This is a genomic window from Nocardia jinanensis (genome assembly GCF_014645735.1).
Taxonomy (GTDB): Bacteria; Actinomycetota; Actinomycetes; order Mycobacteriales; family Mycobacteriaceae; genus Nocardia; species Nocardia jinanensis.
This window is the reverse complement of the sequence record NZ_BMMH01000001.1, coordinates 566,579-581,122: the sequence shown is the minus strand read 5'-3', so window position 1 is coordinate 581,122 and position 14,544 is coordinate 566,579. Positions and strand designations below refer to the sequence as shown.

Here is a 14,544-nt window from a genome sequence, read left to right as displayed (position 1 = left end):
AACACAGTGGCGGACACCAGCGACTTCAAGAACGGCCTCGTGCTGAAGATCGACGGTAATCTCCAGCAGATCGTCGAGTTCCAGCACGTGAAGCCGGGTAAGGGTCCCGCGTTCGTGCGGACGAAGCTGAAGAACGTGCTGTCGGGCAAGATCGTCGACAAGACCTTCAACGCGGGCGTGAAGGTGGAGACCGCCACCGTCGATCGCCGGGATATGACCTACCTGTACCACGACGGCTCCGATTACGTCTTCATGGACGGCGAGACCTTCGACCAGATCACCATCTCGGAGAGCACCATCGGTGAGCAGGCCCGTTTCCTGCTGGAGAACATGACCGTCCAGGTCGCCACCCATGAAGGTGCCGCGCTGTACGTGGAACTGCCGGTCACGGCCGAGTTCTCGGTCACCCACACCGATATCGGCCTGCAGGGCGATCGTTCCACCGGCGGCACCAAGCCCGCCACCGTGGAGACCGGTGCCGAGGTCCAGGTCCCGCTGTTCATCAACACCGGCGACAAACTCCGCATCGATACCCGCGACGGCAGCTACCTGGGCCGCGTCAACTCCTGACGTGGCAGACCAGCCCGCGGACAAGAAATCCGCCTACAAGAAGCTCGGCGCCCGCCACAAGGCGCGCCGCCGGGCCGTGGACCTGCTCTTCGAGGCCGAGGCCCGCGATATCGATCCCGCCGATCTGGCCGACGAGCGGATCGAGCTCGCCGCCCGCGACCAGGGTGTGGCTCCGGTCCACGCCTACACCCGCACGCTGGTGGACGGTATCGCCGAGGAACTCGACCGGGTCGACGGGACCATCGAGTCCTATCTCCAGGATTGGACGCTGCCCCGGTTGCCCGCGGTGGATCGCGCCATCCTGCGGGTCGCGGTATGGGAATTGCTGTACGCCCCCGACGTCCCGCCGATCGTCGCGGTGGACGAGGCGGTGGAACTGGCCAAGGAACTGTCCACCGATGATTCCCCGGGGTTCGTGAACGGGGTGCTGGGACAGGTTGTGCTGGTGGCCCCGCAGATCCGGGCGGCCGCGGCCGCCGCCGGGCGCAAGGCCGATCCGGAACCGGAGGACTGAGGTGCGCAAGTACCTCGTGCTGGCCGCCCGAACCCCGGCTTACGATCCGGCGGTGGCCGAACCGCACCGTCGGTTCCTCGCCGAGTTGCGGGCAAAGGACATGCTGCAGGAATCCGGTCCGTTCACCGACGGCAGCGGCGGCGCCTATCTGGTGCTCGCCGATTCGCTGCGGGCCGCCGAGGCGGTGGTGTACTCCGATCCGCTGCACACCACCGGTTCCTCGGAGATCACGATCCACGAATGGGAGATCACCGGCTGAGCCTGTTCCGGATCTCCCGTTGTCTCGTGCGCCGCGCGCTCGAATGAGAGGACGATAGGCTATCTATCGCAGTATCCCCTGATGTGGAGGAGTGCGGACGAATGACCGAAAACGCGGGTATCACCCTGCCCGAGGGCGGGTGCACGGCCGCGGAGGCCTGGGAGATCTTCGACCGGCTTCCGGCCGCACGGGTGACGGAAGTGGCCACCGGCCGCTGGCGCGGTGCGGAACTGCCCACCGGCCACCCGATGGACGGCACGCTCTCCGAATCCGGCTGGTACGGAAAACAGTTCGATGCCCCGGAGCAGGTGCATCCGCTGCTGTTCACCGATGAGCGCGGCACGGTGTTCGCGGTGGATCCGCGCCGGGTTCCGCTGTCTCTGGCCGGGAAGATCCCGTCGCACTGGCTGCGCCCGGTCCGCGGCAAACTGCGCATGCTCGCTCCGCTGCTGCGCACCCGCAAGGCGACGGCGCGGTTACGCGATATCGAATACCGCGGGGTGGTGAGCGCCGCTATGGTCTACGACCATCTGCCGATCATCGACCATTTCCGCCGCCTCGACGACGACACGCTGCTCGGTGTCATGGATATGCGTGGGCTGGCCGAGCCGTATTTCTTCGTGCTGAAGCGCTGATCACGGCTGTGCGTGGTCCGGCCGCAGGATGATTTTGCCCAGTGGAACCCGGGATTCCACCCGTTCGTGCGCCTCGGCGGCACGATCGAGCGGCAGGATCGCCTCCACCGGCGGGGCCAGTCTCGGCACCCGTTCGAGTATCGCGGTGCGGGCCCGGCCCACTCGTCCGTGCCAGGCCGGGCCCGAGCATCCGGTCAGCGTGAGCCCACGGGGGATCAGTTCCGCCGCCGACACCCGGGCCGGTTCCCCGGAGAGCCAGCCGTAACTGAGCATCCGTCCGGATCCGGGGGTCATCGTGTCGAGCAGTGTGGTCGCCGAGGTGCCACCGAAGGAGTCGAAGACGATATCGATGGCGCCGTCCGCGCTGCTGTTCAGGTCCCCGGCCCACTGCTCCGGGCGGTGGTCGACCACCTCGTCGGCGCCCAGTTCTTTCGCGCGCCGAGCCTTGTCCGGACTGCCCGCCGTGGCGATCACCCGCGCTGCGCCGAATTCCCGGGCCAGTTGGACCAGATAGCTGCCCACCCCGGTGGCGCCCGCCTCGATCAGGACTGTTTCGGTGCCGGTCAGTGCGGCGGTCTCCAGCAGTGCCAGCGCGACCGAACCGCTCATCATCACCGCCGCCGCATCGGTGGTCGAAACACCCGCCGGTATCGGCGTCGTCGATTCGGCTCGTACGCAGACCGATTCGGCGTAGGAACCCGCTCCGGCCGTATCGGCCACCACTCGCCGGCCGAGGTATTCGGTGCCCACTCCCTCGCCCACCGCGATCACTTCACCGGCGGCCTGGAAGCCGAAGACCACCGGTGGTGGCGAGGTCATCGGGAAGGCGCCGGAACGAAGCTGGGTCTCGGGGTACAGGACGGGGATCGCCTCGGCTCTGATCAGAACTTCGCCCGGTCCCGGGCGTGGCTCCGGCGTCTCCCGTGGTACCAGGACTTCTGGTCCGCCGATGCCCGTCATTACGATTGCCTGCATGGGAAACTCCATAAGTTGACTGCCGGTCCAGTTGACTTCCCTCAAGATATGGACCGGCGGTCAAGTTGTCAACGAAAGTGGTGTGATGGCTCCGAAAGAACGTGCGGACGCCGCCCGCAACCGGCGCGCCATCCTGGACGCGACCGCGGCGTTGTTCGCCGAGCACGGTGCCGAGGCCGTCACGATGGACCGGGTCGCCGCGGCGGCCGGGGTGGGGAAGGGGACCATCTTCCATCGCTTCGGGAGCCGTGCCGGTCTGCTGCACGAAATGGTCGCCGAGAGCGCTGTCACTCTGATGGCGGCCGTTGCCGACGGTCCGCCGCCGTTGGGCCCCGGTGCGCCGGCCGCGGACCGGTTGCTCGCCTTCTTCGACGCGATGGCGCGACTGGTGATCGACAATCTGGCGCTGATGGAGGTCTATCGATCGGTTCCGCCGCATCCGCGCACCGAGGAATTCCATCTGTTCTGGCGCGACCACATCACTGCGCTTCTGCGTGAAGCGCGCCCCGATCTGGACGCGGAGACGGTGGGCCGGCTCCTGATGGACGGTCTGGCCGGTCAGACCGTCCCCGATATGGTCCGCGCGGGCTCGGCCGAACGACTACTGGCGGGGGTCGACCAACACGTGCGCGCGGTGCTGCGCGCGCCGTAGCGCGGCTCAGCGTACGTTGCGCGGCCGGAACTGGACGCTGATCCGCGGACCGATCACCCGGCGGGTCTTGGGTACCGCGTGCTCCCAGGTGCGCTGGCAGGAGCCGCCCATGACGAAGAGATCACCGTGACCCGGGTGGAAGCGCAGGCTCGGGCCGCCGGTCCGGGGGCGTAACAGGAGCGGGCGTGGCGCGCCCAGGGTGAGGATGGCGACCATGGTGTCGTGGGTGGCGCCGCGCCCGATGGTGTCCCCGTGCCATGCCACGCTGTCGCGCCCGTCGCGGTAGTAGCAGAAACCCGCGGTGCGAAACGGTTCGCCCAGTTCGGCCCGGTAGTGCTCGCTGAGTGATTCGCGTGCCTCGGTCAGGACGGGGTCGGGGAGTGGGTCGGATTCGCCGTAGAAGCAGAGCAGTCGTGGAACGTCGACGATCCGGTCGTACATGGATCGTCGTTCGGCCTGCCACGGCACGGTGGCGGCGAGGCGGTCGAACAGATCGTCGGCGCCGCGCAGCCAGCCCGGGCGTAGATCGACCCAGGCGCCGTGGTCGAGGCGGGTGCGCTCGACGCCGGTGAGCGAGGCGAGTTCCACCTCGCCGAACCCGTCGAACAGCGATCCCTGCAGTGCCATGCCGACAGGCTACCCGGAATTCGAACGTATGTTCCCATCGGGCTTGTATCCGCCCGGCCTGCGCCCGCTCGGCTGCCCCGCTACCGATGAGGTGTTCATGCGAACATCCGACCTCGGGCTTCGGCGCGCGAGCGGCGGTCGCGACGGATGTGGATCTGCCGACCGCGGTAGCGCCGGCCTGCGGCGTGGCTCATATGTTGTCGGCGATCCGGCCGGTGGCGGGGATCGCGCGCTCGACCGCGATGCGCACCAGTTCCTCGGCCTGCTCCTCGGTGAACACACCGGGGAGTGTGAGTCGTTCGAGGGTGAGCCAGTTCAGGGCCAGGAACAGGAGTACGACGGTGTTCTCGTCGCCCGGCATCTCGTTGTCCAGATGGTTGCGGATATTGAAGTCCAGGTCGGCACGCACTCGTTCGGTGAGCAGGGTCTGTAGTTCGGGTCGGCGGGTCGCTTCGAGCCGGAGTTCGAGCAGGGCGAGGTAGCCGGTGCGGAAGCGGGTGACGCGGCCGACGACTTCGGTCATCAGTTCGGTGACGGTTTCGCGGGAGCGCGGTCCGTGCAGTTTGGCCATGGTCGATTCATCGGGGATCAACCGTTCGTAGTACCGGTGGCCCACTTGGACGAGCATTTCGTCGCGGTTGGCGAAGTAATTGGAGGCCGTCCCGGCAGGCACTCCGGCCTCCTGGTCCACCGCGCGGAAGGTCAGTCCGCGGGCCCCTTCTCGGGCCAGGACCTCGATCGATGCGTCCAGCAACGCCTGTCGGCGTTCGGGATTCGTGCGGACCACTTGACACCACTCCATCTGTAGTACTACGGTTCAAACCACTTCGAACAGAGTACTATATCTGAGGCAGTAAGAACGACGGAGCTCGTCTACTGCCCCGCCGAAGGCCCGGCCTCCACCGGTTTCACGAAAGGCAGTACCGATATGCGAAAGCGCCACAGCACCTTCCCGATTCGGAACAACCAGCAGCGATTCACGGCTCGCCCGGTGTCGCCACGGGCGGTCGCCAACTCCGGGAACGGGTGGCCTCGGCACGGTAGGCGCGGCGCCCGGTAACGACCGACCGGAACGGTTCGCTCGTACTCGCGACCGGGTGAAGACACGGACCGGAGCACGGGAGCGGAGCCGGCGCGGCAGTCAGTACTACAGAAGGGAATCGCTCGAGCTATGCGTGATGTGAAGATCTGGAGTGAAGAATTCGGCGCAGTTGCCGATGTACCGATTCTGTTGATCATGGGGTCGATGTCGCAGGGCATCCTGTGGCCGGACGAGTTCGTCGGCCGCCTCGTCGCGGGCGGCCGGCGGGTGATCCGGTACGACCATCGCGACACCGGTCTGTCGGGCACCGTCGACTTCGCGGCGACTCCGTACACGTGGGAAGACATCAAGAACGACGTGTACCGGGTGCTGGACGCCCACGGCCTGGAGAGCGCGCATCTGGTCGGCCATTCGGCGGGCGGGCTGCTCGCCCAGTTCGTCGCGGTGGAGCGGCCGGAGCGTGTGCGCTCGCTGACCGTTATCGGCTCCTCACCGCTCGGCGGCGGGGAAGGCCGGGTGCTCATGCAGGCCCTGATGGGGCAGCCGCAGCTCGACGGCGACCTGCCCGGGCCGGCTCCGGAGTTCGTATCCTTCTACCGCGAGCTGATGGCCGCCGCGCCGCCGGAGAACCGGCAGGCCCGGATCGAGGGGATGCTCGCCGAACAGCGCGTACTGCACGGCACCGGGCTGCCGTTCGACGAGGACGCGGCGCGCCGCCTACAGGAGCGGATCCACGATCGGGCCCGGGACCTGACGGCGGTGGCCAACCACCGGCTGGCCGCGGCGGCCGCGCCGGACTTCGAGCCGGTGGGGGCGTTGCACCGGGTACGGGCTTCCACGCTGGTCGTCGAGGGCAGTCACGAGCCGGTCAAGCCTGGGCACGGGGCGATCATCGCCGAGCGGATTCCGGGGGCACGGCTGAGGATCGTGCCGGGGATGGGTCATACACTGCCGCCGCAGGTCCACGAGGAGCTGGCCGCCGCCGTTCTCGGGCATACGGCCGGGTGACATCCGGTCCGATCGAATTCATCGGTCGGCGGAATGCGGCACCGTCCGGCCGGGCCGAGTCCGGCCCCGACGCCGCCGCCGGGTGGTCGCGGCCCGGTTCTCAGGCCGCGTGTGGGGTCCGGCGGGCCAGCTCGGCGAGTAGTTCGACCGTGCGGTCCTGTTCGGCGGGTGTCCTGTAGGGCGCCGCCATGAATTCGGTGACCCCCGCTTCGGGCCAGCCGAGACGGCGCTCACACCCTCGGCCGGTGGGACCGCCCGTAACCGGGCTCACATACCGACCCCCGTCCTCACCTGGTGAAAGGGCTCTTTCGGCGGCTGATAGGCTGCTCGGCGTAAGACATCCTTTAACGGACCGTCCAGTGAGGCGGGGAAGGAGGTCGGTATGGCCGTGCCCGAAGAACGGACACCCGGCGCTGCCGAGGCGACACCGCCCCCCGAGCGGCATATGCCGGAATGGGTGGCGACGGGGCGCGAACTACTGTCCGCCTCCGATGTCGGCCGCACCATCGCGCGGATCGCGCACCAGATCATCGAACGCACCGCCCTCGATTCGGGTGACCCCGGCACGCCCCGGGTGGTCCTGATCGGCATTCCGACCCGCGGCACCACGCTCGCGCATCGGCTCACCGACAAGATCGAGGAGTTCTCCGGCGTCCGGCCCGCGCTCGGTTCGCTCGACATCACGCTCTACCGCGACGATCTGCGCAGCAAACCGCATCGTCCGCTGGAACGCACCTCGGTGCCGGAGGGTGGGGTCGAGGATGCGCTGGTCGTACTCGTCGACGATGTGCTCTTCTCCGGCCGCACCGTGCGCTCCGCCCTCGACGCCCTGCGGGATCTGGGCCGCCCGCGCGCCGTCCAGCTCGCGGTCCTGGTCGATCGCGGCCACCGCGAATTGCCGATCCGCGCCGATTTCGTCGGTAAGAACGTGCCCACCTCCCGCACCGAGGACGTCTCGGTGCTGCTGACCGAACACGACGGCCGCGACGGTGTCTTCCTGCACCAGGGGGAGGGACAGTGAGACATCTGCTGACCGTGACCGATCTGGATCACGACACCGCCACCGGACTGCTCGACGAGGCCGAACGTTTCGAACAGGCGCTGCTGGGCCGCGAGGTGCACAAACTTCCCACTCTGCGCGGCCGCACCGTGATGACCGTGTTCTTCGAGAACTCGACCCGCACCCGGGTCTCCTTCGAGGTCGCGGGCAAATGGATGAGCGCCGATGTGATCAATGTGAGCGCGAGCAGCTCCTCGGTCGCCAAAGGGGAGTCGCTGCGCGATACCGCGCTCACGCTGCACGCCGCCGGGGCCGACGCGCTCATCGTCCGGCATCCCGCCTCGGGCGCGGCCCATCAGATCACCCGCTGGTTCGAGGACTGGTCGCGGCGGACGGGTAGCGCGGTGCCCGCGGTGATCAACGCCGGGGACGGCACACATCAGCACCCCACCCAGGCGCTGCTGGACGCGCTGACTCTGCGGCAGCGGCTCGGCGATATCGCCGGGAAGCGGGTCGTGATCGTCGGCGATATCCTGCACAGCCGGGTGGCCCGGTCCAACGCTTTCCTGCTGTCCACACTCGGCGCCGAGGTGGTGCTCGTGGCACCGCGCACGCTGCTGCCGGTAGGGGTCGAGGACTGGCCGGTGCGGGTCTCGGTGGATCTGGACTCCGAACTGCCCGGCGCCGACGCCGTACTCATGCTGCGGGTTCAAGCGGAACGGATGAACGGCGGATTCTTCCCGTCGGCCCGGGAGTACTCGATCCGCTACGGCCTCTCGGAACGACGGCTGGCGCTGCTCGACGAACACGCGGTGGTACTGCACCCGGGCCCGATGCTGCGCGGTATGGAAATCGCGTCGTCGGTGGCCGATTCACCCCGCGCCGCCGTATTGCAACAGGTGACGAACGGAGTTCATATGCGTATGGCGGTGCTGTTCCGCCTGCTGGTCGGTGTGCAGGAGGCCGCGGCGTGAGCGACGTGCTGATCACCGGGGTGCGACCCTACGGCGAGGGCGATCCGGTGGATGTGCTGATCGTCGGCGGCGTGATCCGGCGGATCGGAAGCGACCTGCAGGCCGAGGGCGCCGAAATCGTGGACGGAAACGGCCAGGTGTTGCTGCCCGGGTTCGTGGATCTGCACACCCATCTGCGCGAACCCGGTCGCGAGGATACCGAGACCATCGAATCCGGGTCCGCCGCCGCCGCGCTCGGCGGCTATACCGCGGTATTCGCCATGGCCAACACCTCGCCGGTCGCTGATACCCATGTGGTCACCGACCATGTGTGGCGGCGCGGCCAGGAGGTCGGTCTGGTCGATGTGTACCCGGTGGGCGCGGTGACCGTGGGACTGGCTGGTGCTCAGCTCGCCGAGATGGGCACCATGGCCACCGCCGCCGGTGCGGTGCGGATGTTCTCCGATGACGGGCACTGTGTGGACGACCCGCTGATCATGCGCCGGGCACTGGAGTACGCCCGCTCACTCGGTGTGCTCATCGCGCAGCATGCCGAGGAGCCCCGGCTCACCTCGGGTGCGGTGGCGCACGAGGGGCCGACCGCGGCCCGGCTGGGTTTGGCGGGCTGGCCGCGAGCGGCGGAAGAATCCATCGTGGCCCGCGACGCGCTGCTGGCCCGGGACGCGGGCGCACGGGTCCACATCTGCCACGCTTCCACAGCCGGCACCGTCGAATTGGTGAAATGGGCGAAAGCGCAAGGTATTTCGATCACCGCGGAGGTCACACCCCATCATCTGCTGTTGACCGACGCCCGCCTCGAAACCTATGACGCGGCGAACAAGGTGAATCCGCCGCTGCGTGAGGGTTCTGATACAGAGGCGCTGCGGCAGGCGCTGGCCGAGGGAATCGTGGACTGTGTCGCCACCGATCACGCGCCCCACGCCGAACAGGACAAATGCTGCGAATTCGCGGCGGCCCGGCCCGGCATGCTGGGCTTGGAAACCGCGTTGTCCGTCGTGGTGGAAACCATGGTGCGGCCCGGTCTGCTGGACTGGCGCGGTGTGGCCCGGGTGATGAGCGAACGGCCCGCCGATATCGTCGGGCTCGACGACCAGGGCCGTCCGATCGCCGAGGGCGAACCGGCCAATCTGGTGCTCGTCGACCCGGAGGCCACCTGGACGGTGGCGGGCGATGAGCTCGCGAGTATCGCGAGCAACACCCCGTACGAGGAGATGACGCTGCCTGGACGGGTGACCACCACATTGCTGCGCGGCCGGATCACCGCCCGCGACGGTGTGGCCGCCGCACCCGTCGGCGTACGAGCAGGAGAGCGCTGATGGAACGGACGCTGTGGGTTGTCGGTTGCGTACTGCTGTGGGCGCTGTTCGTCTACCTGATGTACCGGGGCTGGCGTAATCGGGCAGCGCGGCAGGCCGAACGCATCGGTGACCTGCCGCCGGTACCGAACGAGACCGGGGCACGGGTGCTGGAACCGACCACCGGCCTCTACCTCGGCAGCACCATCGCGCCGAGCTGGCAGGACCGGATCACGGTCGGGGATCTGGGCTTCCGCGCGACCGCGGAACTCACCCGGTTCGAACACGGGATCCTGCTGGAACGACAGGGCGCGTCCGCGATCTGGATTCCGGCGGAATCCGTCTCCGTGATCCGGACCGAACGCGGGCACGCGGGCAAGGTGATGAGCGAGGGCGGAGTGCTGGTGATCCGCTGGACGCTGCCGACCGGAACCGAGATCGACACCGGGTTCCGCGGCGACGACAAAACGGTGTATCCGGCCTGGGCGCGGGCAACGACGGGAGATGACGAGAAATGACGAAGACAACGGCCGCAGCCCTGGTTCTGGAGGACGGACGGGTGTTCCGCGGCAACGCCTACGGCGCGGTGGGCCAGACCCTCGGCGAAGCGGTGTTCTGCACCGCCATGACCGGGTACCAGGAAACGCTGACCGACCCGAGTTATCACCGCCAGATCGTGGTGGCCACCGCCCCGCAGATCGGTAATACCGGCTGGAACGACGAGGACGACGAATCGCAGCGCATCTGGGTCGCGGGTTACGCGGTCCGTGATCCCGCGCGCCGCGCCTCGAACTGGCGGGCCACCGGCACCCTGCCGGGGCAGCTGGAACAGCAGAACATCGTCGGGATCGCCGGAATCGACACCCGTGCGGTGGTCCGGCATCTGCGCAGCCGCGGCTCGATGAAGGCCGGGATCTTCTCCGGACCGGCACTCGCGGATACCGAGGATCTGGTCGGCCGGGTGACCGGCCAGCAGTCCATGCTGGGCGCCGATCTCGCCGGTGAGGTGAGCACCGAGCAGGTGTACACGATCGAACCGGCGGGCACCCCGCGATTCACGGTGGTCGCCGTCGATCTGGGCATCAAATCCAATACCCCGCGCATGTTCGCCGAGCGCGGTATGCGGGTGCACGTGGTGCCCTCGTCGGTGAGCCTGGATCAGATCCTGGAACTGAAACCGGACGGCGCGTTCCTGTCCAACGGCCCGGGCGACCCGGCCACCGCGGATACCGCGGTCGCGCTGACCCAGGGTCTGCTCGACAAGGGCCTGCCGCTGTTCGGTATCTGCTTCGGTAACCAGATCCTGGGCCGCGCTCTCGGCCGCGGCACCTACAAGATGAAGTTCGGGCACCGGGGTATCAACATCCCGGTCGTCGAACACGGGACCGGCCGCATCTCCATCACCGCGCAGAACCACGGGTTCGCGCTGGAAGGTGAGAAGGGCGAGCAGTTCGACACCCCGTTCGGCAAAGCCGAAGTCAGCCACGTGTGCGCCAATGACGGCGTCGTGGAGGGGGTGCGCCTGATCGACGGCCGCGCCTTCTCCGTGCAATACCACCCGGAAGCGGCCGCCGGACCCCATGACGCCGCGTACTTGTTCGACCGGTTCGCCGGTCTGATGAAGGGAGCCTGATGCCACGCCGCACCGACCTCGAACATATTCTGGTCATCGGTTCGGGCCCGATCGTCATCGGTCAGGCGTGCGAGTTCGACTACTCGGGCACTCAGGCCTGCCGGGTACTGCGGTCGGAGGGACTGCGGGTCTCACTGGTCAACTCCAATCCGGCGACCATCATGACCGATCCGGAATACGCCGATTCCACCTACGTGGAGCCGATCACCCCGGAATTCGTCGAGAAGGTCATCGAGAAGGAACGTCCCGACGCGCTGCTGGCCACCCTCGGCGGCCAGACCGCGCTGAACACCGCGGTCGCACTGCACGAGCGCGGCGTGCTCGAGAAATACGGAGTCGAGCTGATCGGCGCCGATTTCGAGGCCATCCAGCGCGGCGAGGACCGGCAGAAGTTCAAGGACATCGTGGCGAGAGTCGGCGGCGAGAGCGCTCGCTCCCGGGTCTGCTACACCATGGACGATGTCCGCGATACCGTGAGCGAGCTGGGTTTCCCGGTCGTCGTGCGGCCCTCGTTCACCATGGGCGGGCTCGGGTCGGGTATGGCCTACGACGATACGGATCTGGATCGGATCGCCGGCGGCGGTCTGGCCGCCTCGCCCACGGCCAACGTACTGATCGAGGAATCCATCCTCGGCTGGAAGGAATACGAGCTCGAGCTGATGCGCGACGGGCGCGACAATGTCGTGATCGTCTGCTCGATCGAGAACGTGGACCCGATGGGTGTGCACACCGGCGACTCCATGACCGTCGCCCCCGCGCTGACCCTCACCGACCGCGAATACCAGAAGATGCGCGATCTCGGTATCGCGATCCTGCGTGAGGTCGGGGTGGATACCGGTGGCTGCAATATCCAGTTCGCGGTGGATCCCGCCGACGGCCGGCTCATCGTCATCGAGATGAACCCGCGGGTCTCGCGGTCTTCGGCGCTGGCGTCCAAGGCCACCGGTTTCCCGATCGCCAAGATCGCGGCCAAACTGGCCATCGGCTACACCCTCGACGAGATCGTCAACGACATCACCAAGGAAACCCCGGCCTGTTTCGAACCCACCCTCGACTATGTGGTGGTGAAGGCGCCGCGGTTCGCGTTCGAGAAGTTCCCGGGCGCCGATCCCACGCTGACCACCACCATGAAATCGGTGGGCGAGGCCATGTCACTGGGCCGTAATTTCTCCGAGGCCCTCGGCAAGGTGCTGCGTTCACTGGAAACCAAAGCCGCTGGGTTCTGGACCGTGGTGGACGGGAAATGGGCGCCGGCTTCCGCTGATCAGGCCGATATCGACGCCGCGATCGCGGAAATCCTCGCGGATCTGCGGATTCCGACCGAGGGTCGTATCTACCAGGTGGAACGGGCCCTGCGGTTCGGGGCGAGCATCGAAGACGTCGCCGCCGCGTCCGGGATCGACCCGTGGTTCGTCGCCGAGGTCGCCGGGCTGGTGGAACTGCGTGACGAGCTGCTCGAGACCCCCGTCCTGGACGAATCGCTGCTGCGCCGGGCGAAGTACCACGGGCTCTCGGACCGCCAGATCGCCGCGCTGCGGCCGGAACTGGCCGGCGAGAACGGTGTGCGTTCCCTGCGGCACCGCCTCGGTGTGCGGCCCGTGTTCAAGACGGTCGATACCTGCGCCGCCGAATTCGAGGCCAGGACCCCGTATCACTATTCGGCCTACGAACTCGATCCCGCGGCCGAATCGGAGGTCGCCCCGCAGCCCGATCGCGACAAGGTGATCATCCTGGGTTCCGGGCCCAACCGCATCGGCCAGGGCATCGAATTCGACTACTCGTGTGTGCACGCCGCGCAGACATTGTCGGCCGCCGGATTCGAGACGGTCATGGTCAACTGCAACCCGGAAACGGTGTCCACCGACTACGACACCGCCGACCGCCTCTACTTCGAGCCGCTCACTTTCGAGGACGTGCTCGAGGTGTACCACGCCGAAACCGAATCCGGCACGGTCGCCGGAGTGATCGTGCAGCTCGGCGGGCAGACCCCGCTCGGTCTCGCGGAGCGGCTCACCGCCGCCGGAGTCCCGGTGGTCGGCACCAGTGCCGCTGCCATCGACCTTGCCGAGGACCGCGGCGAATTCGGTGACGTCCTGGTCGCCGCCGGGCTGCCCGCGCCCAAGTACGGCACTGCCACCACCTTCGAACAGGCCCGCAAGATCGCGGCCGATATCGGTTACCCGGTGCTGGTGCGCCCGTCCTACGTACTGGGTGGTCGCGGTATGGAGATCGTCTACGACGAACAGTCCCTCGAGGGATACATCTCCCGTGCCACCGAACTCAGCCCCGAACATCCGGTGCTGGTGGACCGCTTCTTGGAAGACGCCATCGAAATCGACGTCGACGCGCTCTGCGACGGCGACGAGGTGTTCCTCGGCGGTGTTATGGAGCATATCGAGGAAGCCGGTATCCACTCGGGCGACTCGGCGTGCGCGTTGCCACCGATCACGCTGGGCCGCAGCGATATCGAGGCGGTACGCCGCTCCACCATCGCGCTGGCGAAGGGTATCGGCGTCAAGGGTCTGCTGAACGTGCAGTACGCGTTGAAGGACGACATCCTCTACGTCCTCGAGGCCAATCCGCGCGCCAGCCGCACCGTACCGTTCGTCTCCAAGGCCACCGCCGTACCGCTGGCCAAGGCGGCCGCCCGGATCATGCTCGGTACCACCATCGCCGAACTGCGTGCCGAAGGCATGCTGCCCGAGGGCGACGGCGGGCATGTCCCGCTGGACGCACCGGTGGCGGTCAAGGAAGCGGTACTGCCGTTCCACCGCTTCCGCAGCGCCGACGGCAGCCAGGTGGATTCACTGCTCTCGCCGGAGATGAAATCCACCGGTGAGGTCATGGGCATCGATGCCGATTTCGGCACCGCGTTCGCCAAGAGCCAGTCGGCGGCCTATGGTTCGCTGCCCACCGAGGGCACTGTATTCGTCTCCATCGCCAACCGCGATAAACGCGCCATGGTGTTCCCGGTGAAACGCTTGCACGACCTCGGCTTCCGTATCCTTGCCACCGCCGGTACCGCGGAAATGCTGCGCCGCAACGGGATCCCCTGTGAACAGGTGCGCAAACATTCCGACCCGGTCTCCTCGTCCGGTGGCAGCGCACCCCCCGAGCCGTCCATCGTGGACCAGATCCGCGACGGCGAGGTCGATATGGTCTTCAACACCCCTTACGGCAACTCTGGTCCCCGTATCGACGGCTACGAGATCCGCAGCGCCGCGGTCGGGGTGAACATCCCCTGTATCACCACGGTCCAGGGCGCCGCGGCGGCCGTACAGGGCATCGAGGCCAGTATCAACGGCGGCCTCGGCGTGCGCTCCCTGCAGGAACTGCATTCGGCGCTGCGCGGCTGAGGGG

The 14,544-nt window shown here is 67.6% G+C and carries 16 protein-coding genes; 12 read left to right on the top strand and 4 right to left on the bottom strand.

The genetic code is table 11. From position 1 onward, the window contains the following. Positions 1 to 6 precede the first annotated feature (6 nt). The 4 genes from efp (at position 7) to IEY68_RS02645 (ending at position 1,978) form a co-directional block, all read left to right on the top strand. A complete protein-coding gene (efp, locus tag IEY68_RS02660; protein WP_062995898.1) occupies positions 7 to 570 on the top strand; it encodes an elongation factor P in 564 nt (187 codons plus the stop codon). Position 571: 1 nt separating this feature from the next. Next, complete coding sequence (gene nusB, locus IEY68_RS02655; protein WP_062995896.1) at positions 572 to 1,084, top strand: transcription antitermination factor NusB; 513 nt, start codon at positions 572 to 574, stop codon at positions 1,082 to 1,084. A gap of 1 nt (position 1,085) precedes the next feature. Next, positions 1,086 to 1,343 carry a YciI family protein gene (locus IEY68_RS02650; protein WP_062995894.1) on the top strand — a complete coding sequence of 86 codons (258 nt, stop codon included), beginning with the start codon at positions 1,086 to 1,088 and terminating at the stop codon, positions 1,341 to 1,343. Positions 1,344 to 1,444: 101 nt separating this feature from the next. Then, a complete protein-coding gene (locus tag IEY68_RS02645; protein WP_062995891.1) occupies positions 1,445 to 1,978 on the top strand; it encodes a DUF4334 domain-containing protein in 534 nt (177 codons plus the stop codon). Here the strand turns inward: IEY68_RS02645 and IEY68_RS02640 are convergent, their stop codons facing one another. Then, positions 1,979 to 2,953: a quinone oxidoreductase family protein gene (locus IEY68_RS02640; protein ID WP_062995889.1), complete on the bottom strand. Its 975-nt coding sequence runs from the start codon at positions 2,951 to 2,953 to the stop codon at positions 1,979 to 1,981. Positions 2,954 to 3,038: 85 nt separating this feature from the next. On the opposite strand from IEY68_RS02640, the gene IEY68_RS02635 reads away from it, so the two are divergent. After that, positions 3,039 to 3,605, top strand: coding sequence for a TetR/AcrR family transcriptional regulator (locus tag IEY68_RS02635; RefSeq protein WP_062995887.1), 567 nt, complete (start codon positions 3,039 to 3,041; stop codon positions 3,603 to 3,605). 6 nt (positions 3,606 to 3,611) lie between these two features. On the opposite strand, the gene IEY68_RS02630 is transcribed toward IEY68_RS02635, so the two are convergent. Then, positions 3,612 to 4,232: an alpha-ketoglutarate-dependent dioxygenase AlkB gene (locus IEY68_RS02630; RefSeq protein ID WP_062995885.1), complete on the bottom strand. Its 621-nt coding sequence runs from the start codon at positions 4,230 to 4,232 to the stop codon at positions 3,612 to 3,614. Positions 4,233 to 4,422: 190 nt separating this feature from the next. Continuing rightward, positions 4,423 to 5,019 (bottom strand): TetR/AcrR family transcriptional regulator, encoded by a 597-nt coding sequence (locus tag IEY68_RS02625; RefSeq protein WP_062995909.1) that lies wholly within the window; start codon positions 5,017 to 5,019, stop codon positions 4,423 to 4,425. A gap of 384 nt (positions 5,020 to 5,403) precedes the next feature. Between IEY68_RS02625 and IEY68_RS02620 the strand changes: the two genes are divergently transcribed. Then, positions 5,404 to 6,282 carry an alpha/beta fold hydrolase gene (locus IEY68_RS02620; RefSeq protein WP_062995884.1) on the top strand — a complete coding sequence of 293 codons (879 nt, stop codon included), beginning with the start codon at positions 5,404 to 5,406 and terminating at the stop codon, positions 6,280 to 6,282. A gap of 100 nt (positions 6,283 to 6,382) precedes the next feature. Here the strand turns inward: IEY68_RS02620 and IEY68_RS02615 are convergent, their stop codons facing one another. Beyond that, positions 6,383 to 6,553: a hypothetical protein gene (locus IEY68_RS02615; protein ID WP_189093982.1), complete on the bottom strand. Its 171-nt coding sequence runs from the start codon at positions 6,551 to 6,553 to the stop codon at positions 6,383 to 6,385. 111 nt (positions 6,554 to 6,664) lie between these two features. Here IEY68_RS02615 and pyrR point away from each other — a divergent pair, with 111 nt between their 5' ends. The 6 genes from pyrR to carB are packed head-to-tail and all read left to right on the top strand — an operon-like array spanning position 6,665 to position 14,540. Further along, complete coding sequence (pyrR, locus tag IEY68_RS02610) at positions 6,665 to 7,303, top strand: bifunctional pyr operon transcriptional regulator/uracil phosphoribosyltransferase PyrR (protein ID WP_062995882.1); 639 nt, start codon at positions 6,665 to 6,667, stop codon at positions 7,301 to 7,303. Further along, complete coding sequence (locus tag IEY68_RS02605; RefSeq protein ID WP_062995880.1) at positions 7,300 to 8,256, top strand: aspartate carbamoyltransferase catalytic subunit; 957 nt, start codon at positions 7,300 to 7,302, stop codon at positions 8,254 to 8,256. Before pyrR ends, IEY68_RS02605 begins: the two co-directional genes overlap by 4 nt. Next, positions 8,253 to 9,572 (top strand): dihydroorotase, encoded by a 1,320-nt coding sequence (locus IEY68_RS02600; RefSeq protein WP_062995878.1) that lies wholly within the window; start codon positions 8,253 to 8,255, stop codon positions 9,570 to 9,572. The genes IEY68_RS02605 and IEY68_RS02600 overlap by 4 nt, the downstream gene beginning before the upstream one ends. Next, positions 9,572 to 10,069: a PH-like domain-containing protein gene (locus IEY68_RS02595; protein WP_062995876.1), complete on the top strand. Its 498-nt coding sequence runs from the start codon at positions 9,572 to 9,574 to the stop codon at positions 10,067 to 10,069. Before IEY68_RS02600 ends, IEY68_RS02595 begins: the two co-directional genes overlap by 1 nt. Continuing rightward, positions 10,066 to 11,184, top strand: coding sequence for a glutamine-hydrolyzing carbamoyl-phosphate synthase small subunit (gene carA, locus IEY68_RS02590; protein ID WP_062995874.1), 1,119 nt, complete (start codon positions 10,066 to 10,068; stop codon positions 11,182 to 11,184). Before IEY68_RS02595 ends, carA begins: the two co-directional genes overlap by 4 nt. Beyond that, entirely contained in the window at positions 11,184 to 14,540 is a 3,357-nt protein-coding gene (gene carB, locus IEY68_RS02585; protein WP_062995873.1) for a carbamoyl-phosphate synthase large subunit, read from the top strand. Before carA ends, carB begins: the two co-directional genes overlap by 1 nt. Positions 14,541 to 14,544: the final 4 nt, after the last annotated feature.